Here is a 26,192-nt window from a genome sequence, read left to right as displayed (position 1 = left end):
TACTCTTTAATCAAGTCCCAAAATTTTCTTATTCAGTTCGGTATCACCACCGCCGCCTGCAAAGTCATCAAATGCTTTTTCGGTCACCTGGATGATATAATCGCTGATCAATTTTGCACCTTCACGTGCGCCCTGTTCAGGGTGTTTGATACAGCATTCCCATTCCAAAACTGCCCAGCAATCCACATCATATTGTGATAGTTTTGTGAAAATGCTTCTGAAATCAACCTGGCCATCTCCGATAGAACGAAATCGTCCGGGACGGTCAATCCAGCTTTGATATCCTCCATATACGCCGGCTCTTCCGGTTGGATTGAACTCGGCGTCTTTCACATGGAAAGCTTCAATATAGTCATGATAAATATCGATAAACTCTAAGTAATCGAGCTGCTGAAGAACAAAATGACTCGGATCGTAAAGAATCCTTGCCCGGCGATGATTATCCGTAGCTTCAAGGAATTTTTCATAAGTAATTCCATCATGAAGGTCTTCACCCGGATGAAGCTCATAACAGACATCAACTCCATTTTCGTCAAATTCATCCAGAACAGGTTTCCACATTTTTGCGAGTGCTTCAAATCCATCTTCAACAAGCCCTGCAGGACGCTGAGGCCACGGATAAACCGTATGCCACATCAAAGCTCCGGAAAAGGTGATATGCGCATCCAGCCCTAAATTTTTGCTGGCTTTTGCTGTATACTTGAGTTGCTCAACCGCCCATTTTTGACGCTCCTTTGGTTTGCCGTGCAGCTCTTGTGGAGCAAATGCATCAAACATAGTGTCGTAAGCGGGATGAACAGCCACCAACTGACCAATCAGGTGGGAAGCCAATTCAGTAATTACAACACCTGTTTCCTCGATTTTACCTTTGTATTCATCGGCAAAGGTTTTGCTTTCAGCAAGCTTTTTAACATCAATCAGACCAGTTTCCCAGGTTGGGATTTGAACGCCTTTATAACCTAAATCGGCAGCCCATTTACAAATTGACTCAAGATCATTAAACGGAGGTTCATCTCCGGCAAATTGTGCTAAAAATATGGCGGGTCCTTTTATTGTTTTCATACTTTAAACGGTGTCCATTTAGTTTCAGATTTACTTGACTCGATCATTGTATCCACAAAAACCATTCCCCGAATGCCATCAACAACATCAGGAAAATCATAGTTGTCTGCCGACTTAAATTCCCCAGACTGATGATCGGTTACAGCCTTGTGGAAGGCTACATAAATATTGGCAAAAGCTTCCAGGTATCCTTCCGGATGACCGGCGGGGGTTCTTGTATTAGCCTTCGCAAGATCCGACACATATCCTGTCCCCGTTCTGATTATTTGAGCTGGTCCGTCTAGAGGTTTAAACAAAAGAGTATTTTGATCACTTTGTTTCCATTCCAGTCCTGCTTTTTCACCATATACACGAACCTTGATATCGTTTTCCTCTCCGGCTGCAATCTGGCTGACCATCAAAACGCCGGAAACGCCATCTTCAAATTTTAAAAGAGCGGCGGCATCGTCATCCAATTGTCTTCCGGGAACCTTGGTATTTAAATCTGCACAGATATTAGTAATTTTAAGTCCGGTTACATACTCCGCGAGATTAGCTGCATGAGTACCAATATCTCCAATTGATCCGCCGGCTCCAGAGCGTGAGGGATCCGTTCGCCAGGACGCTTGTTTATCACCATCTTCTTCGAGCGGCAGACTAAGCCAGCCCTGCGGATATTCCACATAAACTTTACGAAGCTTTCCAAGTTTTCCATTTCTTACATACTCTTTGGCTTCTTTTACCATCGGGTAACCCGTATAGGTATGCGTCAGTGCAAGAACGCGGCCTGTCTCATCAACAATTCCCTTAAGATCTTTTGCCTCCTGACTATTAAAGGTGATCGGCTTGTCCATTATTACATGAAAGCCATTTTCGAGGGCGAGTTTCGCTGGATCAAAATGCACATGATTTGGAGTCACGATGGATACAACATCAATGCGTTCCTCTTCAGGTAGTTCGCTCTCTTTTTCGATCATTTCTTTATAGGAGCCATAAACCCGGCTGGGATCAAGCCCTAAAGCTTCACCTGTTTTTTTTGATTTCTCCGGGCTGCTACTAAAAGCTCCCGCAACCAGTGAGAATTTACTATCCAATGCAGCAGCTTTTCTGTGTACTTCTCCAATAAAGGCATCGAGGCTGCCACCAACCATTCCATACTTTAATTTTTTGCTCATTGTTATGATATATAACTTTAGTTTTTTTGTAGTGTTTATGAAATAACGAAGTTTTCAAAAATCTGCAAACGTTTCTCATCCTTTTACTTGCACTTATCATACATAAAATTCATATTCAGCAGGTTATTAACAAATGAATAAATCTTTAAAAGTCAGTTCATGAAAAAATTCGTCAAAGCCAGATTGAGTGCAATGATGTTCCTCCAGTTTTTCATTTGGGGAGCCTGGTATACTGCTATTGCCGTTTATATGTCGAATTTTGGAATGGAAGATTTAACACACTGGCCCTTTACGGTTAATCCGATAGCAGCCATTTGTGCACCCTTTTTTGTTGGATTGATTGCCGACCGATATTTCGCAACAGAGAAAGTTTTAGGTACGCTGCATATCCTCGGAGGAATCATCATGGGATTGACTCCTCAAGCTGTTGACAATCCTGTTGTTTTTATCCTGATGCTCCTTGCGTATAATCTTTGTTATATGCCCACCATGAGTCTGGCAAATACGTTGTCTTTCCATAACATTAACGATCAGGAAAAAGAATTTCCGGTGATTCGGGTTTTTGGAACAATCGGCTGGATTGTAGCGGGACTCACTGTAAGTTTTGGACTGGTAAGTTTTGTGGCCGAAGGAGTCACTCCCGAAGGAACTGCATTACCGCTTTATTTAACTGCAATTGCCAGTATTATTTTAGGACTCTATAGCTTCACACTTCCCCACACTCCTCCTCCTGCCAAAGGAGATTCCGTATCGGCAAGGAGCATTCTTGGAATTGATGCACTGAAAAAACTGGGCAGTAAATCGTTTTACATTTTTTTGGCCAGCTCTATGCTGATAAGCATCCCGCTTGCCGCTTATTACAATTTTACACAATTATATCTTGGAAATGCAGGTTTCCAGAATATCGCAGCAACACAAACAATCGGTCAGGCTTCGGAAGTTGTCTTTATGCTTCTGATTCCGTTTTTCTTCGTTCGCTTGGGTGTAAAATGGATGCTTGGTGTGGGAATGCTTGCCTGGGGGCTTCGTTACGCTTTGTTTGCTCTTGGAGCTCCGGAAGTCACCACCTGGATGATTCTCGGGGGAATTGCCTTACACGGAATTTGTTATGACTTCTTTTTCGTAACCGGCCAGATCTATGTTGACATCAAATCGTTTGAAAGAATTCGCGGTCAGGCTCAGGGACTAATCGTTCTGATTACATACGGTGTAGGTATGCTGATTGGCGCTCAGGTTGCAGGATATGTCTTCAACCTATTCCTTGGAGATCAGTCAGCTCTGAGTCTGGATCAGTGGTACAACTTCTGGTGGGTTCCTGCCGGCTTTGCCATTGTCATTTTTATTATTTTCATTTTCTTATTTGATGACAGGGAAGCCGAGAAACAAGTTTCAAAAGATCAGGTGAGTTCAATTTAGCATACAGCCAAACCTCACAGATCTATCTAAATTTCCTTTTGATTTATTTTTATATCCGGATCCATCAAATAAGTTCTAAGCGTTCCGTCTTTTAATCTTTCAACTACACGGAAACCACGGTATTCGGTTCCCCAACTGCCGCCAAAATGTCCGTCGAACATGTACGGAATGTTGTTGTTACTGATTTTGATATCGTCCTGATCGTGATCATGTCCATTGAAAACAGCTATGACATTTGAATAACCAGCAAGCAAATCATGAAATTCCGGACAGTCCACACCATGCTCAGTCCAGTTATTCGGTGTAATATGAAGGAAAATGTAAATTTCCGACGCTGATTTATACGTCTTTAAAGAATCCTGAAACCAATCTAAATCAGGACAAAGATACTCCCCCATTTCATTGGATGTTGTTCCAAGTAAAATCACCCGATCTTCATAAGTTACCGCATGGTTTTGAGGATAACTCCACATCTTTTCCCAGGCTCCTGATGTAACCATATCGTGATTTCCTTTCGTTACATAAAATGGCAGGTTCGTTTTTGATAAAGCCTCAAATGCCGGTTTTAAATGTTGAGGTTCATCATGAATAATATCACCATTGTAAACCACAAACTCCGAAGGAAATGAATCGTGATAGGCATTTATTTTTTCAACAATTGTAGAAAAGTAATCCTCATAATCCGTTTCGGGTTGTCCGTAATGTCCGTCTGAAGCAACTAAGAATCGAAAGTCTACATCCTTATCATCAAGAGTAAAAAAAGTTCGGAACAGTTGGCCGTTCGCAATTAGAAATCCGCCTATTCCTATCCGTTTAATAAATTCTCTTCTTTTCATATAAAAATATTTTGGAACTGTTTAAAAGACACTTTTTTTATGATCGCAATGTACAAAGTCTGAAATAACAACCCGCGGTTGTAGAACTCATTTAACAATTTCTTTACGTCTAACGCAGAACATAACAATTCAATTTATTGGTTGCCTGGATATTTAGACCTGTCCATTTGGAAGAGTTATGATGTCGAAAAATTTAAACAGTTTTTTAAAATTAAATTGATCCCAGCATTTCATTGCCTTCTCATTTTTCCCTATTATTTTAGAATAGAAGCTGATTTACAGCATATAAAAATGCTTGATTTAAAGTTTGTAATTATCAATTCTACCATATTTTCTTATGAAAAATCTCAAAAAAAATAATTTCACTTTTTTTAAAACACTCTTCTTTTTTTCATTGATGCTTCTTCCCCTTTCTCTCTTTTCTCAGTCAATTCCGGGATCGGAAGTTTCAGGGAGCTGGAATATTACGGTGCAAACTGAAAATGGAGAGAGACCTTCCTGGCTCTATATAAAACCATCGGGAACAAATGCGCTTGTTGGAGAATTTGTCGGAATTGATGGCAGCGCCCGCCCCGTTTCTGAAGTTAAATTTTCAGAAAGCACAGGAGTTTTCAGTTTCACCATTCCGCCTCAGTGGATTCAAACGGATTCCGATATGCATATGGAGTTTACTCATTCCAATGAAAAACTCACAGGTACAACATCTTACGGTTCAACCACACTAAACTGGACAGCCGTGCGGGCTCCGGAATTAAAACGTGATCATAAGCCAGAATGGGGCGAACCTGTAAATCTTCTTGACCAAAATCTGTCCCAATGGATTTTGGCTGCTAACAATCAGTTCAGTATGGAAAATGGTGTATTGGTGAATAAGCAGACCGGTGGACATCTGATTACGAAGGACAAGTTCAATGATTTCAAAATTTCCCTGGAATTCAACATTCCGGAAGGAAGTAACAGTGGCTTATACCTTCGCGGGCGATACGAAGTACAAATCATGGATTCGTATGAAATGAAGGCTTCTTCAACTACAACCGGTGGAGTGTATGGCTTCATCGATCCGATCAAAAATGCAATGAAGCCTTCCGGTGAATGGCAAAAATTGGACGTCACACTTACCGGCCGATTGGTTACAGTAGTCCTTAATGGAGAGGAAATCATTTGTAACCGCCCCATTCCAGGAACAACCGGCGGAGCTTTGGACAGTAAAGAAGCCGAACCGGGCCCGATTATGCTTCAGGGAGATCATGGACCCGTTTCATTCAGAAATATCACCCTTACTCCTGCAAAAAGTATGTAAACTCTTTTTTACGCTAACAAACCTGCAAAAACAGAAAATCCCTCTATTTATAGTAGAGGGATTTTTTTATCTAAAGTTACTTTTTCAAGAATTGATTTCGCTCAGCAGTTCCACCCCATTCTTAAAGAGAGTTTATTTTGAAGAATCTCAAAATCCCATCATTTTCTGCTGTGATTAATACCTTTGAATTACCAATACGAATCATTTCTGCTCTTCGGATTTGACCGTTCAAAAACCAATCAGCTTCCCTGTTGGGGATGTGATCTAAATTGCCATTTCCATCATTAAACAAAATGCTTCCATAGCCGGCATCATAACGCCCCCGCTGGATGTTGGCGTTCAGAAAATTTCCCACAGAAATAACATCCTCAGAACCATCGCTATTTAAGTCATGAATGAAGAAATCATAAACCGGGGAAAACTGAACTTCAATAGGTAAAGCTTTTTTGATAAAGCCATTTTCATTATTCATGAACACAACAGAGTGTAATTCTTCTGCTTCATATTGAATGGATTGATTCAAAAGATCTTGATCAAGGACATCATACAAATCAGCTTCGGCAAAAGCCTGGTATCCCTCAAATCGCTCCCTGATATAGGGTAGTTGTTCTTCAAGCTCATCCTTTGTGGCAAAGAGTCGTTCTCTCCCATTTTTATCAACGTATGTAACTATCTGCTCTATGATTCCATTGTTATCATAATCATTCACGTACATTCGCAAGGGTTTGTCGGACGATGCTTTAAACTTGGAATTCAAACCAAGATTCCCAGCCAGTATATCCGGCCAGCCATCGTGATTCAAATCTCTAACAACAACCGTATTCCAAAGACCGGAAGAACCACGAAGCTCCTGAATTCTTTTGTCCTGATCACCGAATACAATTTTAATGGATTCCCATTCTGAGGAAATAACCAAATCGGGTTTTCCATCCAAATCCATATCAGACCATACAGCTCCGGTAACAAGCCCTAAATCTGAAAATTGCTTTCCAAACTCGGTAGTATCAATTCTAAAAAAACCCTCTCCCCGGTTGATTAAAAGATAACTTTCCGGGCGATGACCGTAATTCCAGGGAACCGCTCTGGCTCCAATAAAAAGATCTGGCAATCCATCCTGATTGACATCACTAACCGCAGCTACAGAGCCTGTGATATATAAATCCGGTAGCCGTTCATTATCCCGAATAAAATTTCCTTTGCCGTCATTTAAATACAGTCGTGGCGGCATATATTCTGAACTGCCGGAGTATTCATTTCCTCCACTCACAACAAGTAAATCGGTGTGTCCGTCACCGGTAAAATCAGCGAATTTCGCATCAACATCTTCCTGTATAAAATCTTCCTCAAAAGCCGAAATATTCTTCTGTTGAAAAGTGCCGTTATCTTGTTGGATATAAAGTGAAGCTGGCTGACGTTTGGCACCACCCGCAAAAAAATCGTCTAATCCATCCCCGTTCACATCAGCAACAGCAATCGCCGGACCTTCCCGGGAAACCATATGAGGAATGAGTGTCTCCCGGTTAAATTCAATAAAATCATTTTCCTCATGTTTATAGGAGATGTTTAGCTGTTCAGTAATTTCTTCAAAAAATGCTTGTCCTTGATCGCTCTCAGAAACTGAACCTTCTTGATATATTTCTGAAGCGTTTGCGTAATCGATTTCCAATGTTTGATTGGTGGAAATATTTTGAAGAACCTGACTTTTTCCATCTGGCCATTCAACAATCATTTCGGAGATTGTTTGGAGGGAATCCAAACCAAAATGAAGAATGGGCTCGACTGAAGATTGAAATCCCCTGACCGGATAGAGTTCTCGAATCAAAACACCTCTTTCAGCTTCTCTGTGTATGGAAACTTTTGTCCCGATTCCATATCGGTTTTTTTGCGGGCCATTCAGTTTAACTTTTAAGAAACGACTGGATTTTTCGCCTAACTCGCGTGATCTGTTCCGATAAACAGATGCCGGTTGATTTACATTGTTCGTGACCAAATCGAGAGCCCCGTCATTATCCAAATCTGCAAAAACCGCACCGCTCGAAAATGTATTCTGATTTAGTCCCCACGATTCGGAGACATCCTCAAATACCAGCGACCCGTTATTGCTATACATATAATTTGGGATTTTCACAGCAGGCGCACGCTCAGCAAGCCGTACATCGTCTTCGCTTAGTTCTCCCGCCAGTTTTTCCTGAATGTCATCCTGAGTGATATAGGTTATATAATCCAGATCATTGGTGCGCCCGTAAATACCATTGGAGATAAACAAGTCGTTAAATCCATTGTTGTCAAAATCGGCTCCCAAAGCTGCCCAGCTCCAATCGGTAGCATATACACCCGCCAACATCCCAATCTCACTGAATTTTCCTGCACCACGGTTCAATTGCAGTGTATTTCTGGTGAATTGATATTTATAGCCGTAAGATAGTTTGGTGTTAAATATTTCAAGAGGATCTTCTGCCGCTGATGCTTTTAATTTTTCATAATCTTCAGGAAGCATATCCAGGGAAATAATATCAACTAGCCCGTCATTATTGAAATCAACAAGATCATTTCCCATAGATGAATAACTTGTATGGCGGATCATCTCTCCAAGGGATTCCGTAAAAGTGCCGTCTTGATTATTGATATAGAGATAATCATCTTCATGAAAATCATTTCCGATATAAATATCCGGCCATCCGTCCTGATTTAGATCTGATATTCCAATTCCCAAGCCATATCCGAGTGCAGAATTATAAATTCCGCTTTTTTCTGTTACGTCTGTAAATGTATGATCATCATTTCTCATGAGACGGTCGCCGGCAAACGGATGAGATTCTTCCCGCAACGTGGAATAATTAAATGTACCCAGTGAATGAACCGAATGATTCATCATGTACATATCCAGATCGCCGTCTAAATCGTAATCAAAGAAAGCCGCTTGTGTTGCAAGGCCCTGAAGGTCTAAACCGTATTCAGCGGCCCGTTCTTCAAATTGCGGAACACCTTCTTCATTATTCCCAAGATTGATAAATAGTTCACTGTGGCCATCAAAATTTAAAATTCCGCCCACATTGGAAACGTAGATATCCAATCGTCCATCATTGTTGATATCCACAAATGTAACGCCCGTGGTCCACCAGTTTCTTTGTGTTTGAAAGGCTTGTTCGGTGACATCCCGAAATGTAAAATTACCCTCATTTAGATAGAGAATATTTTTGCCCTGATTAGATGCAAAAAACAGATCCGGGAAACCATTCCCATTTAAATCGCCGGCAGCAAGTCCCGCTCCATCATAGAAGTAGAGGTAATTGAAAATATTCAATTCTGTGGAAGGCGTTAGCTGATTCACAAAATCTATTCCTGTATTTTCGGAATCAAGAAGTTCAAACTTTTTATCGGTTTTCCTCCCGCAAGAGTTGATGAACAAGAACAAGGCAGTAACGAATAAAAATAGAGAAAGTACTCTTTTCATAGGAAAACTTGGAATAGAAAAAGGCTATGTATAAAAATACATAGCCTTTTTAATAATCGACACTAAATAGGATTAATATCCGCTGTTTTGAACAAGATTTGGATTGGTGTCAAGTGCTCGCTGAGGTATCGGGAAAAGCACTCTGTAACCTTCGGACGCGGGTTTTTCTTCCCACTCATTAGTATAGGCTCCGAATCGTACCAGATCCTGGCGTCTCCATCCTTCCCAGTAAAGTTCACGACCACGTTCATCCAGAATGGTTTGTTCATCCAGGTTACTGAGTTGTGATGCACCTCTCTGTTCACGAAGGTCATTAATAATGGAAAGAGCCTGACCTGTTTCGCCTTTTCGGAAATGGGCTTCTGCTTTCATAAGCAAGGCATCTCCATATCTGAACAGAACGAAATCAGTTGCTGGTCGTTCGGGATTCTCATAATAAATCAAGTATTTGATTACACGAATTCCCATTCGCTCATTGGAATAGAAGAGATCAACCTCAGGAGTAAACACCAGTGGATTTCCACCACGATCATTCAGCGGTTCGCCCGGATTATCTATACTTCCGTCAAAACTGCCATACTGCTGTCCTTCGAGAAATCCAGCCAATACTCCGTTTTGAGACATTCCAGGGATGTACTGCCCTTTCCTCACATCACTGTCCTCAAATTTATTATAAAAGCTTCCCAAGGTAGTAAAACCATTACAGCAACCGCTTGGGCTATTATTATAGTGCAGCGTCATATAGAAGTGATTGAATGAACTTCCGCCACCTTCTTCTTCCGGAATTACAAAAATCAATTCGTTAGAAAGGTTTGTATTATTCCAATGGAAATTGTCAAAATAGCTGGTTAATTCTGTATACGGATTATCAATAATGTTCTGTGTTCTTGAAATTACTTCATCCATATCTCCATTCTCAAATGTGTAAGGGCCAGCTGAAGGGTTTTCTGCATCTGAACCGAGGTAGACTGCTTTATTGAGATACAAGCGGGCCATCAAAAAGTCCACTGATTCTTGTGAAGCCTGCCCGGCATCTGCACCGGATGATAGATTTGGCAGGGCATCTCTGGCTGCAGTTAAATCATCTATAATAAATTCAAATGCTTCGCTTCTGGAATAAACCGAAGGTATATCATCTGCGGCGGCATCTGGTTCACGAAATGGCACCTGACCATAAAAATCCATGATGTAATACATGAAATAGGCTCGCAGGAACCGGGCTTCGGCCACTTCTTGTGCGGATGCACTCGAAGCTTCAATGACCTGGGTAGCTCTATAGACACCGGAATTCAGTTGATTCCAGGCATTCAAAAGTTGACCGTGAGATGGATCCCATGTATGTGCATGAAGCTGTCTCCAAACCCCGAAATCACTCCAGTCAGTTCCGCGGGTTGGGCCCATCATCTCGTCTGATGTGTGCTCCATGAGGGCAAATGTTTCTCCGGCACCACGAAGGTTATTCAATTGAGAATAAACTCCGACAAGAGCAGAAGTTGGATTATCAATCGGTGCTGCTCCTCCGTCAACTGACTCTTCTCCAATACCGTCTTCAACAGTGTCTGTTAAATCCGTACAACCTGCCATCACGAGTAGCATCGCTGAAAGCAAGTATACTATATATTTGATTTTGTTAAACATTCTAAATCTCCTTTTCAATTTATTTAAAAGTCCAGCCTTACATTAAAGCTCACAGTTCTCGGCCTTGGGTAGGTGGTATAATCAATACCTGCCGAAGGAACTCCGTTTATAGCTTTATTTGTATCTACCTCGGGATCAAAACCGGTGTAATCTGTAATGACGAACAAATTTTGGCCGGTAACACTCAATCGAAGTCCACGAAGAGCATTTCCCAAACCAATCATTTCGGGATCTACATTATAACCAAGAGTTAGGTTGGCAAGTCGGAGATAATCTCCATCTTCCAGGAATCGTGTAGACGCTTCCCCAAAGTTGTTGGCTGATTCATCGCTGTTAGCAATATCTTTTGTAACATTCCTTCCATTCCTCAAATTACCTTTAAGGAAAATGGCATTCGCTGTATTGTTATAAACTTTGAATCCAAATGATCCTGTAAGGAATGCACTGAGATCCCATCGTCCCATATTGAATGTGTTTGTCAGGCCCAGGGTCATATCCGGAAGAGCATCACCTACAAAGCTTAACTGCTCGTTATTTCCATATATTCCCAGACCGTTTTCATCAAACCCTTCAAATTCTCTCATATAGAATGAGAAAAGTGGCTGGCCTTCTGCAATTCGCTGGGCATATGCACCTGTAAGTCCCTGTCCGTGAATCTGGCCTGTGTTAACAAATGTGCTAAGATTCTGAACTTCGTTTTTCAGGAAACTCATGTTGTAATCAATCTGCCATGTGAAGTTCGCTTTGTCAATAGCATAGGCATTGACTGAAAATTCCCATCCTTCGTTTAAAACGGTTCCGTCCAGATTTACCCATTGGTAATCAACAGCGGCCGGTTGTGCATAATCCTGACGGATGATCAAATTTTCCGTTTGCTTATTGAAGTAATCAATAGATCCGCCAAAACGCCCCTGGAATATTTCGAAATCCACTCCCACACTTAATTGTGCAGTTTCTTCCCACTGGATATCAGGATTTGGATTATTTACCTGGGTAATGGAACCATCGTTATTCGCTTCAAAAATAGCCAGTGATACCCGGCCCGGAAATTCCTGATTACCGGTAATTCCGTAACCAACTCTCAGTTTTAAATCACTGAAGGTATCTGACAATGGCTCAAAGAATTCTTCACTTGAAATTCTCCATGCACCTGAAAGTGAAGGAAAGACTCCATATTTATTATTTTTCCCAAATTTTGTAGAGCCATCAACCCGGAGGTTTGCCGTTAACATATACCTGTCGTCATAGTTATAACCAACACGACCAAAATAAGACTGAAGTTCTTCTACACTTCTGAATGATGAAGCTTGGAATGCTTTGTTGCTTCCGTCATTATTAACACCGTCTACATTATCAACAAAAGGGATTTCTTCAGTGGTAAAATATTCCGCCTGAAGCCAATCTCCTCTTCGTTCAAATCGCTGATATGAAAAACCGGCTAAGGCTTCCACATTTCCACCTAACATGGGGCGATTTAAGTTTAATGTATGCTCAATCAGTTGGGTGTTTACATATAAGTTGTCAATGACAGCTCGCCCATCCGATTCCTGAATAGCGGGAAAAGCCAGTTGTGGACTCACACCAATTCTTCTGACAGCATCAGAATTTTCATATCCAAAATTCAATTTATAAGCCAGCCAATCGGTCAGGTTAACTGTTGCTGCAAGGTTCGCTAAAATCTGGCTTGTTTCAGATTTATTGTCGATATACTCGAGCATAGCAACAGGGTTTCGGAAATCGGATGACTGGAAATACGTTCCGTCAGAATTGTAAACCGGTCGGGTTGGATTCGCTTGCAATGCAGCACCAATCAGGTTTCCTTCAAAACCAACATCTGTTCCAACAGGTGCATACACATCATTTAAACGAGTACCGGTTAAATTCATGTCCAACACGATAACATCATCCAGAAATCTCTGGGTAGCATTTACTCGTGCGGTGAGCCGCTCTTGTGCAGCACTCTCAACAATACTTTGCTGATCTGCATAACCAAGAGATAATCGGTAAGATCCCGTTTCAGTACCGTTTCCGTATCCCATATAATAATCCTGAGAGACTCCGGTTCTGAAAATTTCATCCTGCCAGTCAGTGGCGCCTCCAAACTCTACCACTGCCGGATCGGCACCGGATCTTTCGGCTGCACTTACATATTCATCGGCACTTAACAAATCCAGTTTCTTGCGGACTGAACTAATACTTGTTGTTGAAGAAACTGTTAACGTAGGTTCTCCGGCAGCAGCTGTTTTTGTGGTAATCAGAACAACGCCGTTGGCGCCCCTGGCTCCATAAATTGCTGCGGCAGAAGCATCTTTAAGAATACTGATGCTCTCAATATCATTAGGATTAAGAAAACTAAGAGGGTTTCTTGCTGACTGTCCACCCGCTCCAATATTAGTTCCGCCAGGAGTGGTTTCTCCACCGCCCAAAGGAACACCATCCACCACAAAAAGTGGTTGGTTACCACTTCGAACCGAAGAAGTACCTCGTATTCGGATCGAAGAACCTGCGCCAGGTTCACCACTGGCTGTGGTTATTTGTACCCCTGCTGTTCGTCCCTGTAGTAACTGTTCGGGTGTGGAAATGACGCCTTGGTTAAAATCGGCTTCACTAATCGAAACGACTGAGCCTGTAGCTTCTCTTTGTCGCTGAGAACCATATCCTACCACAACAATATCATCGAGAGTTGCAATATCTGGTTCTAACTGCACATTGACTTCTGTTCTTCCATCAATAGTTACTTCCTGAGTAACATACCCAATAAATGAGAATGTCAATGTATTTAGATTTTCTGGAACTCTAAGACTGAAGGTTCCATCAATTCCCGATGTAGTACCTATCGTTGAACCGGTTTCTTCTTCAGAATTTAATACTATTATACTGGCTCCCGGTAAAGGGGAACCATCCGTAGCATCCGTAATCGTACCTGTAACTTCTACCCTATTCTGTGCTGAAAGTGAGCTTAAACCGAACCCAAATAAGAATGCCAATACTAAAATGACATGGAAAGCATTTTTTAGTACTTGACGAATTTTGAGATCAGAAGCTGTTTGATTCAGCTTTTCAGAAATGATAAAAGTATTTAAATGTAGCTTTATACCATTCATATCTGATTATTTATGTTTTGATTGAGAAACTCTTCTATAAGATGGAATGCCTATAAAAGTTGAATAGCTTCGCTAATATAAAAAAAGCGCTTTCATAAGTAAAAATTAATCAATCTCTAATATTCTCCATTTAAAGAGTCTAAGAGCCAAAAATCTTAATTATTTACAGTCTTCTATTATTTCTCCTGTTTGATGGAATCCAGTCATGGAAAAAGGTAAAGATCTACATATTGAAGTCCTCATTATCTACATTATATTCAACTACTTAAAACCTTCAATCCATAACTGACCATCTATTATTTAAGAAAGGCCTTTGCCTGAAATGAACTCTTGAGAAGAAATAGTATTAATTGTTAGGATTGCAACAATGGGCAGATCAGGGCACTAAAAAATTAAGTCGGAAAAAAATTTCTTTAAGTTCGAATTTTTTTTGAGAGCAGAATATATTCAACTATTCTAAAGTTCTGGTCAGGAATGGGTTAACTTTTCTTTTCTCTCTTTCCACAGAATTGAAATGATGAGGGCGATTGGCCCAACAATAAAAAGAGCATAAAAAGGTGCGTAAACCGCTTCACCCAATCGAAAAAAGAATTCTGCAAATGCAATAAGAAATGCTACGATGTTTTGGCCGGTTTTTGATTTTAATGTTGTTTTTGGATCCGTAATCATAAACAAAACAAAAAGCTGATACATAGGCCCTGTTAGCGGTGCTATCTCCGCAAGAAAAGCATCACCTGTGATCATACTTCGAAGCCAGCCGAAAAAGATAAACGACAGGACATACGTAATACAGATATTTGCCAGATTTACTCTTGAAATAACAAGTAATCCAACAATCCAGATCACTAACATAGCCCACATATTATTCCCCCATTGAATACTCAGAACCGCCATACTGTCGGAAGCAATGAGAAGCATAACAACAATGCCAAAATTGGTTGGATTCCAAATATGTGTGCCGCGAAACCGAAATACATATTTGGAAGCGATAGAGATAGCCGCACATAAAGCAAACGGCCATAAGAATGGAGAACGAACAAGAATTCCGGCACTGTTACCGGAAATGTAGGCACTTGAAAGGTTACGCCACTCTCCCACCACTATTTTATGAAGAACGGATTCTGTGGCCATCGCAGCTATAAGAGCAACAGCAAATTTTTCCCATCCATCCAGAACACCAAACGAAATATGCGCAGCAACAACAATGGCTGAAATTAAGATGGGCCCGATGTAACCAGGAGGCAGTCTAAATTTTTTTACAGCCTGCAAAGGCTGTGATGCTTGAACGGTACTCAATTTTCTTCCGATAGTTCTTCTATGAGATGTTTCTGATTTATTACGGGATTGTCGATCACCTGAACAATTCCTGATGGCCATCGAATCTCCACTTTTTCAATCTGCTTAACATCACCAAGCCCGAAATAAAGCGGTCGCTGGCTTTGAGAGCTAAATGCTTCACCGGCAGTTATACTTTTTCTCGATTGTTTTCCATCCCAATGAAGAATAACAATTGCACCAATTGCACTTCGATTGCTTTTGGTTCCTTCAAGATCAAACCCAATCCAGTTATGATTAGGATCAACGTAATTTCTGTATACTTTAACCGGTTGATCCTGATTCGCTACAATCAGATCGAGGGAACCATTTCCAAAAAAATCGGCATAGGCAACGGAACGGCTATCCAGTTCAAGGGCACCGCCAACATTATTCCCAACTTCCTGGAATCTTCCGGCCCCATCATTCAACCATAATTTATTGGCCTGATATCCGGAAAAAGTTCGGTTCTCCATTGCAGGCCAGTTATTTGCATCGATGATAATCGAACGATTTCCACCCACAACTTTTGCATAATCGTACCAATAATCGGTATCCGGAGTTGCTGAAACGTACCCGTTCGCTACATAAAGATCGAGGTTGCCGTCATTGTTAAAATCCAGAAACTGTCCGCTATACCCCCAATTTCCAATTTCGACTCCAAGATTACTGGCAAGGTTTCTGTAGGCAGGAGTTTCTCCGGTATCATCATCTCTGGAAGGAACCCACAAATTATTTCCCTGCATCAAAACACCGGATTCAGAGATATTTGTAATGTAAATGGCATGCTTGCCCTGATTTAAAACATCACCAAAAGAAACACTCATACCACTTTTTGGCGCAAATCCAATGCCGGCTTCCTCGCCAACGTTTGTGAAGCTTTCTCCGTAATTATTGATGTAGATTTCATCCACTCCATAATCGTTAGCCAGCACTAAGTCCGGATAGCCGGAATCATTGATATCTGTAGCAGACGAAGCGAGTGTCCACCGGCGCGATTCCTGCAAGCCAACCTTTTCAGACACATCCAAAAAAGTATCATTGCCCTGATTTTCAAAAAGATAATTGAGTCCGCCGTTTGTAGCATATTCATAACTGTCCGGCATCATTTGCGTGCTTTCAAGATCGAACAGGTTCACATCTTCTTTGTAATACCCGCCGATAAAAAGATCCAAGAGGCCATCACGATTATAATCGATCCAGGTTGCTGTATTTGCATTGATATGCTCTGGAAATCCAGCTCCTGCTACTTCAGAAAAACCTTCGCCGTTATTGTTCTTAAACAACACAGGTTTTCCCCAGCGATAGATGAAAAGATCTTCGAATCCATCGTTATTATAATCGGCCCAAAGTGAACCCATGGAAGCGCCAACCTGTTCCGAGTTGAGATCGGCAATGCCCAGCTCTTCGGCTACATCAATAAACGTTCCGTTGCCAAAGTTTTTGTAGAGAGCATTTTTTGTTCCAAATTCACTGTTCGTCAGATAAAAATCCTGGTAGCCATCATTATTAAAATCAGTCACTGAAACAGAAGCGCCCATCGAAGCAATCTGGGGAGCGATATGATCAAGTTTTTCATCCACAATTGGGCGTTTGTGTACAAAATCGACTTCAATTTCATCCGTCACATCTTCAAGAAAAAAGCCATATCTGTCGATAATCTCCTGACGGTTTTCGAACTTCTCAGAATTGACAAACTCATCGTACTTCTTCATCCCAAAAGGTATGGAAACAAGAATGAGAAAAATCAGGATCACAACTGATTTTTTAACGTGTTCTTTCTTCATAAAAACTTTTTTACTGAGAGATCAATACAATATACACATTTACTCCTCTTCACCGAATAACAAGGCCGAACGGAAGGCAGCAGGAGTGATATATCTTGTATGATAATTTACCCAATCTTCTTTGTGTTTTTGATAGACGGGATCCTCCCAAAGCAAGCCTCCACCACCATATTCATAATCGGCCTGACCATGATACGGCAAAGGCAGAACAGTTGCAGATGCTTCTGTATTATAATCACCGTCTTTCTCCCAGCCGTCAGATACAAATACAAAACTTCTCTGATATCCTTCCTGCGGGGGATTTCCTTCTTTAAACTGAAGTTCTATCTCATCGCCAGCATTCATAATAACATAGCGGTCATCCACTTTTTCGAGCAACTCACTCACATCACCAAACCGCGTGTGAAAGCCTTCGAGATCTCTCCAGCGCTGGGTTGTGCTGGAAATTTCGTTGTAGTCCGGAAGCATTGGGGAAGTGGAGTCAGCCCGAGACCATTCTGAAAAACCCCGATATTGCAATTCCATTTTTACCGACTCAAGTTCAGTTTCTATGATTTTTCCTGAATCCATCTTCTCAGCCTGGAAAATCCCATCCCAATAAATTTCTGACGTGGTTGTCAGCCGTATTTTTCGATCTTCCTGATTTTCCAAAACTCCTTCCAGGTCAAGTAGAAGGGTTTTCGTTTTTCCCGCGGGGATTCCAAAATTTTCATAAAGAGTTTTCCAATTTCCGGCATCGCTCAGAAATTCAACTTTTAATCCCTTGGGCGCTTCTATACTTCCCTGGCTTAATGCAAGATTTATGGAGCTGTCGGTTGGGCGAAGCCAGCCATGTAATACCAATAACTCCTGTTTTCCAACATTTTCGTTTTGAAGAGTAATCTCAATGAAATGCTCTTTTGCCAGTCCCTGGTATTTTGTTTTTTCGAATGGCTGAATGTAATCCTGATCAATGTTCGTAATTTCATTCGTTAAATCGTTGCCCTTCTGATCAGTTACTTTTTGAACCGGTTGAAGGGCGCCTATTAACTTCGTTGAAAGATCCGGGGCCGGAAAGACAAACCGCTCATCAACAAATATTTCTGTGCCCACAGGATGATCTACTGCCACCAATTGAACGTGATCAAAGAAGTGAGATTCCCAAAGTTCTGCTGTAATTCGGAGACTATAGATTCCGTTTTCTGCCACAAGCATTTCTGCAGGAATTTTCACACGATCCAATGTTTGAACCACACCAGCGGTCTCTTGCGCATTGATTCTCAACCCAAGAGGCGACCTCCACAGAATATCCGTAATAAACTGCATTTTCTCGCCATCGTGTGTAAACAACCACGGACAGGACCCTTTCAAAATCTGTTCGTTGAAAATGGTGGATCCCATTCCAAGTTCTGCAAATTCGGCCTGAACCGATCCGTTGGGCCATATGATTCTAAGCATTTGGGCTTCTTCATATTCTCCCAAACCAAAATGAACAATAGGTGATGAAATCAACTGTTTTTGATAAAGAAGGCCGGATCGAACCTCCATTTCTCCCCCAATTCCGAAAGAGTTGATTCTTTGATCTCCGGTTGAACCTGAAGCCTGGGCACGAATCGATCTGGCAAAGTATTCTTTCGTAGTTTCTGCCTTCAAGTAAAATGGGGACAAATCATCAGCAATTCCCAACAAATCCAGTTTTTCATCTCCTTCAACATCAAAAACAGAATAGATTCTGCCGGGCAAGCTTCCCTTAAGTTTTACCGGATTTCGATTTTCATCGCCAAGCCAAACATGAGTCGCATCGTTTGTTGACAAAATCAGATCAATTGAACCGTTATTATCGAGATCAGCAGTAAACAAAGAAGTTGCTTTCAAATCAAGTGAAGGAATTCCATTTTGAATGAATGATCCCGATTGCCATTCACCTGTTTCAAGTGAATAATTGTGACTAAATAGCGAACCACTTTGAGTTGCCGCGATGATTTCAAATTGGGCATTGGCATCCATATCGCCTACAGCAATGGCGGCTATATTTTGGGCTAATTGATTTCCATCATCAAACGAACCTCCACGGAGATTTTTATAAACAATCAGTGAACCGGCGGACGTTAATATGATTGCTTCGGGAGTTCCTTCACCGTCCAGATCAGCCCATAAAAACTGTTCGATTCCCTGATTTTCATTGAATGGAGTGATTCTTGTAAAGGTTCCGTCTCCGTTATTTCTCAATACAAATGAGTTATTTGAAGCTGATAATAACAGGTCCAAATCTCCATCCATTTCTACATCAAACGCCCAAACGCCGGTATAACTTCCATTTACAACACTGTTTGAAAGTCCCAAACCGGAAGTGATATCCGAAAATGTCCGATCATCATTTAGCCGGAAAAGTTTAAATCCGGTTGAACCCGCTGCCGCCAAATCATTACGAAAATCATAATCGTAGTCGATTTCAGTCACTACATTTATAGAAAGTTTTGAATCCGTTGAGCCGGGAAAATCAAGCTGTGTCTGCCCATCAATCAGGATTTGGCCGTCGGCAACGACAATTGGAAATGGCGGAGCATCATCCAAAAGTGTAACCCCTTTTACCCAAACTGCCTGCTCGGTGGGAAGATCCAGAGAGTGGCGGGTGAGCTGCATTTCCAAATCCGGTTCAGCGGCTTGAACTTCGGGTTGATTTAAATGAATAAACTCGGTTATCAGAAATCCCACATTGGTTGGTGGCAGCTGTACCGTTAACAAATCATCCTGGAAACGTGGCTGCGATTCAAGGCCGCTTCTCAAAAATGAAAGTTCAAGGGACAAATCTGAAAAATTTTGCTCTTCTAAAAGTTCAAAAAGGATTCCAAGCTGCTCACGGTTGAGTGGGTTCCAACTATCAGATAACCCTTCAAGGTTGGTTAAATACTGAGTGGCAGCTTCTGCATTTTGCTCCCTGATGGCAATTCTGGCCAATTCAAGCAAAACAACCTGGTTATTTTCATTGATCTCAAGAAGCTGTTGAAGAGTTTTTTTGATTTCATCTGCATTTCCGGTGGGATTCTCACGCTCCAATTCCTGGGCCAGTGCATATAAAACGCGCGGATCTCCTGAAGGTGCGGCCTGCCGGAAATACTCAATGGCTTCCGCAATATTTCCCTGCCGGCTTGCGATAAGCCCGGCCAGATGTAACACCTCGGGATGATCCGGGTTCAATTCCAGAGCCTGACCGATACGTTCATTTGCAAGAGTAAAATTTCCCTGGCGCATGGCAAAAACGGCCAGATTAGCCCAAGCAGATGTTTCTTCAGGAAAAGCCAGGGCTACGTCATTCATTTTATTGAAAGCAAAACGTGTTTGATCTGTTTCGCTGGCCCCAAGGCTCATATAGAAATCAGCCACTGCCTGATCGTATTTGTCAGTATCTTGTTCAGCCGTTTCTTCTGATTTTTGGCATCCAAATATTCCCATCAAAAAAAATGATAAGAATAGGGTAACTGAAAGGATTCTGTAGACGGACATAAACGTAGCTCGTTATTTTTTGATCTTAGCGTGATCTATTCCTCAGCCAAAATACAAATCTATGAATTTAATCAATTCGTTCATTCACAGAATTTGAACGAAAGAACATTGATCGAGAAACACCTTTTAAGATTTATCAGGTAGAATTGCTGAAATATCCTTTATTAAAAAACTCCTTCAAAATTTATTTGAAAAAGCTCAAATCCCAAAAGACCCAATAAGTCAGAAATAAAATCCAGGAATTGAATTTCTAGTACACAAAGTAAACTGGCACAAATCAGGCGTCAACGGTCTCTTTACTTCCGTAATTCTTCATGATATAATCTTCAAGAATTTTTCGGAATTCAGCTCCAATATTATCTCCCCGAAGTGTGATAAAATGCTCACCATCAACATAAACAGGGGCTTTGGGTTCTTCAAAAGTTCCCGGCAGCGAAATTCCGATATTGGCATGCCGTGATTCTCCCGGACCATTTACAATGCATCCCATGACAGCTACATCCATCTCTTCTACGCCTGGATAAATTTCTCTCCAAATCGGCATCTCTTCAACAATGTAGTTCTGGATTTCATCAGCCAATTCCTGAAAATAGGTGCTTTTTGTTCGTCCGCAACCCGGACAAGATGTGACCTGTGGAATGAAATTTCGAATTCCCATTGACTGCAGAATCTGTTGCGAAATCCGAACTTCTTCCGCCCGGTCGGCTCCGGGCATAGGTGTTAATGAAACCCGAATTGTATCTCCGATTCCTTTTTGCAAGAGGACAGACAGCGCAACTGAACTTGCTACCGTACCTTTCATTCCCATTCCGGCCTCTGTCAATCCAAGATGAAGAGGATAATCCAGATCCTCAGCAATCCGTTGGTAGACATTAATTAAATCCTGTACGCCGGACATTTTACAGCTCACAATAATTTTATTCGAAGGCAAACCAACATCTTCGGCCAAAGCGGTAGAGCGGCGGGCACTTTCAACCATCGTATCGAGCATGACTGCTTTGGATGATTTCGGATTTTCTTTCTGATTGTTTTCATCCATTTTTTGAGCCAATAACTGTTGGTCTAGCGATCCCCAGTTTACTCCAATCCGAACAGGTTTGTCGTATTTGATGGCTTGTTCAACAATGGTACAAAAATTCTTATCACGTGTTTTTGTGCCGGTATTTCCCGGATTAATTCTGAATTTGGCAAGTGATTGCGCCATCTCCGGATACCTGGTCAGAAGAAGGTGTCCGTTATAGTGAAAATCGCCGATAATCGGAACCGTAACTCCCCGATTGATTAGTTTCTCCTTGATATGCGGGACGGCTTTGGCTGCCTCGTCATTATTCACAGTAATTCTGACAAGTTCAGAACCAGCCTGATGCAGATGATCAATTTGATCAACGGTCTCATCAATATCGGCCGTATCTGTGTTGGTCATACTTTGGACAACAATTGGATGGTCTCCCCCAACTGGGACATCCCCAACTTGTACAGTGATGGATTTTCTTCTTTCTATTGGATTCATAAATTCAGTTAACAGTAATCAGTTAACATTAATTAAAACCTTTAATTTTGTTTCTTAAACGAAAGTGACACTTAGTTCTTTTTACTTAAATCGAATAATTTCTTTTTCTCTTCTTTGGTCAATCCGTCATATCCTTGTTTGGAAATTTTCTCAAGAATTTCGTCCAACTCAGATTGATTTTTTTCTTCAACAATCTCAACATCGCTTACTGAATACATATTCTTATTCTTTTTCCGCTTTGCTTTTTTTGGCTTTTCCTGCCAAAGTCTCTCAATTGGCCGTACAATTGATGAGAGATCTTTTCCCTGATAATGAGCTTTAATCAGAAGATAACCAACACCCGCACCGCCTAAATGGACAAGCCTGGCAACATTATCGCCTGCACCAATAAACAGTACGTCGAGGGCAATCAAACCGGCCACCACAAAACGAGCTTCAATCGGCGGTAAAAACAAGAGCATAATGGGCATCCGCGGAAACATGTAAGCGAAGGCCACCATCACTCCAAAAACGGCACCGGAAGCTCCAATCACGTAACTTGTTCCGTACAAAAAGGAAAGGGCGATATGAAAAACGGCTCCTCCGATTCCGGAACCAAAAAACAATACTGAGAATGAACGCGGACCTATGGTTTCCTCAACAGATCTTCCCATCCACCAAAGCCAAAGCATATTGAATAACAGGTGGAATCCACCACCGTGCAGAAAAATATAGGTGAAAAACCGCCATGGCTGTGTAATGGCTGTGAATAGATTCGGATCAAATGCCAGATATTGAATGATATAATGATTGATGGATGTATTTCCGACACGGATAGATCCAACAACTGCCTGTATGATAAAAACAATCACACTTATGGCAATGATTGTACGAATAACGGACGGGATTCTCATGAACCCACGCTTCATGGCATTAAAAAAAGAATCTTGCTCGTACATATTCAAAGGATATTAATAATCATCTTCGCCTTTTACGCCCCAGTATTTAATCAGAATAAATCCAACAATCATTCCGCCTAAATGGGCAAAGTGTGCGATACCGCTATCGGGTCTCATCACTCCTGAGAACAATTCTATAGCACCAAAAATTGCAACGAAATATTTCGCTTTAATCGGTATGGGAGGAATTAAAAGCATGATGTATCGATTCGGAAACATCATTCCGAATGCAAGCAAAATACCGTACACGGCACCAGAAGCACCAACTGTAGGCGCACCTGTTCCTCCAATCCACATATGGAGAAGAGCGGCTCCGATTCCTGTTAAAAAGTAATAGACTGTAAACCGTTTTGTTCCCCAGTAGTTCTCAATTCCTTGCCCAAATATCCATAATGCAAAAAGATTAAAAAGAACATGGCTGAAACTTCCGTGCAGAAACATATAAGTAACCAGCTGCCACGGCGCAAAAAGTCCGGAACCGATTGGCCATAATGCACCAAAACGCATTAAAATGTTTTGCAGCATGGGGTTTGTTAAGGCTACAAAAACGAGCAAATTAACAATCAGAAGATGTTTTACTGCCGGGGGGAAAATAGAAAACTGTGTGTTGGGAGAATAATTATTGTCCTGGTAATTCAATGAATTTAACTATGATTGAATGTTTTTTTAACTCTTAAATATACGTTGATTCGGCTTAAAGTTACGCCTTGAATTCCCTGTCTTGGGAATATGTTATCTATCCAAAGATAATGACCATATAATGGGGGTTCCAGTGGAATTCAGTTAAAACGAACGTATCATTTTAACAATACTTTCTGTAATTTTTTTCAGACACTCATCAACTACTTGTAACATTGGATGGTAAAAATACCAATTTTACAGTTGCTTTAGAAAAACCGAAAGTTTCTCAAACAAGATATTCAAATCGCATTTCTGGATTCTCTTCGTTGCGGTGCCGAAATTGACATTTGAAACTCTCATATACTGAGAAATAAACACTACCGAAGTTCTTTTGGTTTCTTCAGAATGAAATTTAAAATATTTGGATGAGGGAGATTCTATACTTCCAGAAGATGCGTATCAACATTGGCAAGTGTGGGATTGGCTACCTTTTGGTCTATCTCAATTTTGCCATCCCGAAGCCTGACAATACGCCTGGCGTGATTGGCTATATCGTTTTCGTGTGTAACCAGAATAATGGTATTCCCCGCCCTGTGAAGTTCTTCGAAGAGCAACATAATTTCTTCACCGGTTTTTGTGTCCAGGTTACCCGTCGGTTCATCGGCAAGAAGTATAGACGGGTCGTTTACCAGTGCACGTGCAATAGCCACACGTTGACGCTGTCCACCAGAAAGTTCATTGGGTTTATGATCCAAACGATCACCTAAACCAACCTTGGTGAGAGTTTGAGTCGCTTTATCCTTTCTGACCGAGCTCTTGATTCCAGAATAGATGAGAGGTAATTCTACATTACTCAGGCAATCCGTTCTTGGAAGCAAATTAAACGTTTGAAATACAAATCCAATTTCCCGGTTTCTTATTTGCGCGAGTTCTGAGTCATCCAGTTCACTTACACGCTGACTATTTAAAATGTATTCTCCGGTGGTTGGCGTATCCAGGCATCCGATTAAGTTCATCAACGTAGATTTACCAGAACCGGATGGCCCCATAATAGCTATATATTCATTTTCTTCGACATCAAAGGAAACTCCGTCCAGTGCTTTAACCAATGTCTGTCCCATTTGGTAGTGTTTAGACAGGTTTTTAATCTCGATAACTTTCTTTGCCATTCTACATCCTCCTTTGCCGAACTTAATTATTATTGTTGCTTACTGTAATTTTATCACCATCTTGCAGTTCACGAGAGAGAACTCTGTAACTACCTGTTACAACTTCTTGCCCGGCATCCAGGCCACTCATAATTTGCATAAAAGTATTATCGCTGATTCCAGTCTCAACTTCTACCCTTTTTGCGGTCCCTTCTTCATTTACAAAAACAACTTTTCTAAAATCTTCCTGGCTGCCCAAACGGTTCTCAGATTCATTTCTTATTGAAGAAGCATCAGTTTCGGTTGTGGTAGTATCCGTTGCGAAGTCCCGAACGGTTACAGATTGAATTGGAACTGCAACCACGTTATACACAGTATTTGTTTTTACATCCACAGTGGCAGACATTCCCGGTTTAAAATTCGGTACAAAATTCTGCTCCGGATTTTCACTTACATTTATCGCAAGAAAATCTGCCGAAGACTGATCTAAATTGTGCGGAGTTGTAATCCTGATTTTTACTTTATAATTAGTAATCTGCTCTGCCGATCCCTGATCGGTTACTTCTGCGGAATTGGCGATTTCAGTAACCACACCTTCAAAAGACCGATTGGGATATGCGTCTACTTCAATACTGGCTGTATCCGAAAGGCTGACATTTACAATGTCGTTCTCATTTACATCCACTTCTATTTCCATTTGCTCAAGGCGGGCCACACTCATCATTTCCGTACCAGCCATTTGAGACTGCCCAAGAACTCTTTCACCCTGTTCAACGGCTAACTGGGTAATTGTGCCATCCTGGGGAGCGCGAATCACAGTCTGCTCAAGTTCTTCCTCAGCCTGTCTTAACTGTGCCCGTGCACTTTCAATCTGATACTCGGCCGCTTTAAAGTTTGCCTTCTGGGCTTCAAAATTGTTTAGAGACTGCTTGTACTCTAAATCAGAGATCAAATCCTGATCATAGAGTTGTTTATTTTGCTCATATTCAACTTCAGCCTGCAACATATTGGCCCGGGCCTGTTCCATTCGGGATTGCTGAGTGAGAAGGTTTGCATTCAAATTATCGATTTGTGCCTGGTAAATGTCCGGTTTGATCCGAACAAGGAGATCTCCTGCTCTTACAAAATCTCCTTCCTCAACAGCGAGTTCAATAATTTCACCTGATACATCGGGCCTAATAATAACTTCTACTTCTGGTTGAATCCGGCCGGAAGCAGAAACAATTTGAGTGATGGTTCTTAATTCAATTATTTCTGTCTCTACTGATTTTTCAGTTGGGCCTCCGTCCAGCCATCCGGCAAATTTCGCTACAACTCCAAGGACAACTATAAGAACAACTATGATACCAAGAATTTTTAGCAGCTTTTTCGTAGGAGATTTTTTGTTAGCCATTAAATTGCCCTATCAATTTTTAATTTGATACTGA

Annotated in this window: 16 protein-coding genes; 2 read left to right on the top strand and 14 right to left on the bottom strand. The window is 41.3% G+C overall.

The genetic code is table 11. The annotated features are described in order from the left end of the window. Nucleotides 1–6: 6 nt before the first annotated feature. Nucleotides 7–1,062, bottom strand: coding sequence for a sugar phosphate isomerase/epimerase family protein (locus L0B18_RS12490; RefSeq protein WP_234572118.1), 1,056 nt, complete (start codon nucleotides 1,060–1,062; stop codon nucleotides 7–9). Continuing rightward, a complete protein-coding gene (locus tag L0B18_RS12485; protein WP_234572117.1) occupies nucleotides 1,059–2,216 on the bottom strand; it encodes a Gfo/Idh/MocA family protein in 1,158 nt (385 codons plus the stop codon). The genes L0B18_RS12490 and L0B18_RS12485 overlap by 4 nt, the downstream gene beginning before the upstream one ends. A gap of 159 nt (nucleotides 2,217–2,375) precedes the next feature. Between L0B18_RS12485 and L0B18_RS12480 the strand changes: the two genes are divergently transcribed. Further along, nucleotides 2,376–3,632, top strand: a complete 1,257-nt coding sequence (locus L0B18_RS12480) for an MFS transporter (protein WP_234572116.1) — start codon at nucleotides 2,376–2,378, stop codon at nucleotides 3,630–3,632. A 26-nt stretch (nucleotides 3,633–3,658) separates the two neighbouring features. Here the strand turns inward: L0B18_RS12480 and L0B18_RS12475 are convergent, their stop codons facing one another. Continuing rightward, complete coding sequence (locus tag L0B18_RS12475; protein ID WP_234572115.1) at nucleotides 3,659–4,468, bottom strand: metallophosphoesterase family protein; 810 nt, start codon at nucleotides 4,466–4,468, stop codon at nucleotides 3,659–3,661. Between the two features lie 337 nt (nucleotides 4,469–4,805). On the opposite strand from L0B18_RS12475, the gene L0B18_RS12470 reads away from it, so the two are divergent. Next, entirely contained in the window at nucleotides 4,806–5,768 is a 963-nt protein-coding gene (locus tag L0B18_RS12470) for a 3-keto-disaccharide hydrolase (RefSeq protein WP_234572114.1), read from the top strand. Nucleotides 5,769–5,889: 121 nt separating this feature from the next. Here L0B18_RS12470 and L0B18_RS12465 read toward each other — a convergent pair whose 3' ends face one another. From L0B18_RS12465 to L0B18_RS12415, 11 genes are all read right to left on the bottom strand, one after another. Beyond that, nucleotides 5,890–9,222 (bottom strand): VCBS repeat-containing protein, encoded by a 3,333-nt coding sequence (locus L0B18_RS12465; protein ID WP_234572113.1) that lies wholly within the window; start codon nucleotides 9,220–9,222, stop codon nucleotides 5,890–5,892. 72 nt (nucleotides 9,223–9,294) lie between these two features. Continuing rightward, a complete protein-coding gene (locus tag L0B18_RS12460; protein WP_234572112.1) occupies nucleotides 9,295–10,860 on the bottom strand; it encodes a RagB/SusD family nutrient uptake outer membrane protein in 1,566 nt (521 codons plus the stop codon). A gap of 23 nt (nucleotides 10,861–10,883) precedes the next feature. Continuing rightward, on the bottom strand, nucleotides 10,884–13,964 hold the full coding sequence (locus tag L0B18_RS12455) for a SusC/RagA family TonB-linked outer membrane protein (protein WP_234572111.1): 3,081 nt from the start codon (nucleotides 13,962–13,964) through the stop codon (nucleotides 10,884–10,886). 468 nt (nucleotides 13,965–14,432) lie between these two features. Continuing rightward, on the bottom strand, nucleotides 14,433–15,260 hold the full coding sequence (locus tag L0B18_RS12450) for a hypothetical protein (protein ID WP_234572110.1): 828 nt from the start codon (nucleotides 15,258–15,260) through the stop codon (nucleotides 14,433–14,435). After that, complete coding sequence (locus L0B18_RS12445) at nucleotides 15,257–17,065, bottom strand: CRTAC1 family protein (RefSeq protein WP_234572109.1); 1,809 nt, start codon at nucleotides 17,063–17,065, stop codon at nucleotides 15,257–15,259. The genes L0B18_RS12450 and L0B18_RS12445 overlap by 4 nt, the downstream gene beginning before the upstream one ends. Nucleotides 17,066–17,104: 39 nt before the next feature. Continuing rightward, the gene (locus tag L0B18_RS12440; protein WP_234572108.1) at nucleotides 17,105–20,497 is read right to left on the bottom strand and encodes an FG-GAP-like repeat-containing protein; all 3,393 of its coding nucleotides are present in this window, start codon (nucleotides 20,495–20,497) and stop codon (nucleotides 17,105–17,107) included. Between the two features lie 328 nt (nucleotides 20,498–20,825). Then, complete coding sequence (ispG, locus tag L0B18_RS12435) at nucleotides 20,826–22,058, bottom strand: flavodoxin-dependent (E)-4-hydroxy-3-methylbut-2-enyl-diphosphate synthase (protein ID WP_234572107.1); 1,233 nt, start codon at nucleotides 22,056–22,058, stop codon at nucleotides 20,826–20,828. Nucleotides 22,059–22,129: 71 nt separating this feature from the next. Then, entirely contained in the window at nucleotides 22,130–22,996 is an 867-nt protein-coding gene (locus L0B18_RS12430) for a rhomboid family intramembrane serine protease (protein WP_234572106.1), read from the bottom strand. Nucleotides 22,997–23,008: 12 nt separating this feature from the next. Then, nucleotides 23,009–23,635, bottom strand: a complete 627-nt coding sequence (locus tag L0B18_RS12425) for a rhomboid family intramembrane serine protease (RefSeq protein ID WP_234572105.1) — start codon at nucleotides 23,633–23,635, stop codon at nucleotides 23,009–23,011. 419 nt (nucleotides 23,636–24,054) lie between these two features. Continuing rightward, nucleotides 24,055–24,786, bottom strand: coding sequence for an ABC transporter ATP-binding protein (locus tag L0B18_RS12420; RefSeq protein WP_234572104.1), 732 nt, complete (start codon nucleotides 24,784–24,786; stop codon nucleotides 24,055–24,057). Between the two features lie 22 nt (nucleotides 24,787–24,808). Further along, nucleotides 24,809–26,158 (bottom strand): efflux RND transporter periplasmic adaptor subunit, encoded by a 1,350-nt coding sequence (locus tag L0B18_RS12415; RefSeq protein ID WP_234572103.1) that lies wholly within the window; start codon nucleotides 26,156–26,158, stop codon nucleotides 24,809–24,811. Between the last annotated feature and the right edge of the window lie 34 nt (nucleotides 26,159–26,192).

Source organism: Rhodohalobacter sp. 614A, assembly GCF_021462415.1.
In the GTDB taxonomy this organism is placed as follows: Bacteria; Bacteroidota; Rhodothermia; order Balneolales; family Balneolaceae; genus Rhodohalobacter.
The sequence above is the reverse complement of the archived record's forward strand: the minus strand, read 5'-3'. Positions and strand labels throughout refer to the sequence as shown.

Bases quoted from the DNA above. Each gene is read 5' to 3' on its own strand.
- L0B18_RS12465 (WP_234572113.1), bottom strand. From the start codon at position 9,222: ATGAAAAGAGTACTTTCTCTATTTTTATTCGTTACTGCCTTGTTCTTG.
- L0B18_RS12480 (WP_234572116.1), top strand. From the start codon at position 2,376: ATGAAAAAATTCGTCAAAGCCAGATTGAGTGCAATGATGTTCCTCCAG.
- L0B18_RS12485 (WP_234572117.1), bottom strand. From the start codon at position 2,216: ATGAGCAAAAAATTAAAGTATGGAATGGTTGGTGGCAGCCTCGATGCC.
- L0B18_RS12475 (WP_234572115.1), bottom strand. From the start codon at position 4,468: ATGAAAAGAAGAGAATTTATTAAACGGATAGGAATAGGCGGATTTCTA.
- L0B18_RS12445 (WP_234572109.1), bottom strand. From the start codon at position 17,065: ATGAAGAAAGAACACGTTAAAAAATCAGTTGTGATCCTGATTTTTCTC.
- L0B18_RS12455 (WP_234572111.1), bottom strand. From the start codon at position 13,964: ATGAATGGTATAAAGCTACATTTAAATACTTTTATCATTTCTGAAAAG.
- L0B18_RS12415 (WP_234572103.1), bottom strand. From the start codon at position 26,158: ATGGCTAACAAAAAATCTCCTACGAAAAAGCTGCTAAAAATTCTTGGT.
- L0B18_RS12420 (WP_234572104.1), bottom strand. From the start codon at position 24,786: ATGGCAAAGAAAGTTATCGAGATTAAAAACCTGTCTAAACACTACCAA.
- ispG (WP_234572107.1), bottom strand. From the start codon at position 22,058: ATGAATCCAATAGAAAGAAGAAAATCCATCACTGTACAAGTTGGGGAT.
- L0B18_RS12430 (WP_234572106.1), bottom strand. From the start codon at position 22,996: ATGTACGAGCAAGATTCTTTTTTTAATGCCATGAAGCGTGGGTTCATG.
- L0B18_RS12490 (WP_234572118.1), bottom strand. From the start codon at position 1,062: ATGAAAACAATAAAAGGACCCGCCATATTTTTAGCACAATTTGCCGGA.
- L0B18_RS12470 (WP_234572114.1), top strand. From the start codon at position 4,806: ATGAAAAATCTCAAAAAAAATAATTTCACTTTTTTTAAAACACTCTTC.
- L0B18_RS12460 (WP_234572112.1), bottom strand. From the start codon at position 10,860: ATGTTTAACAAAATCAAATATATAGTATACTTGCTTTCAGCGATGCTA.
- L0B18_RS12440 (WP_234572108.1), bottom strand. From the start codon at position 20,497: ATGGGAATATTTGGATGCCAAAAATCAGAAGAAACGGCTGAACAAGAT.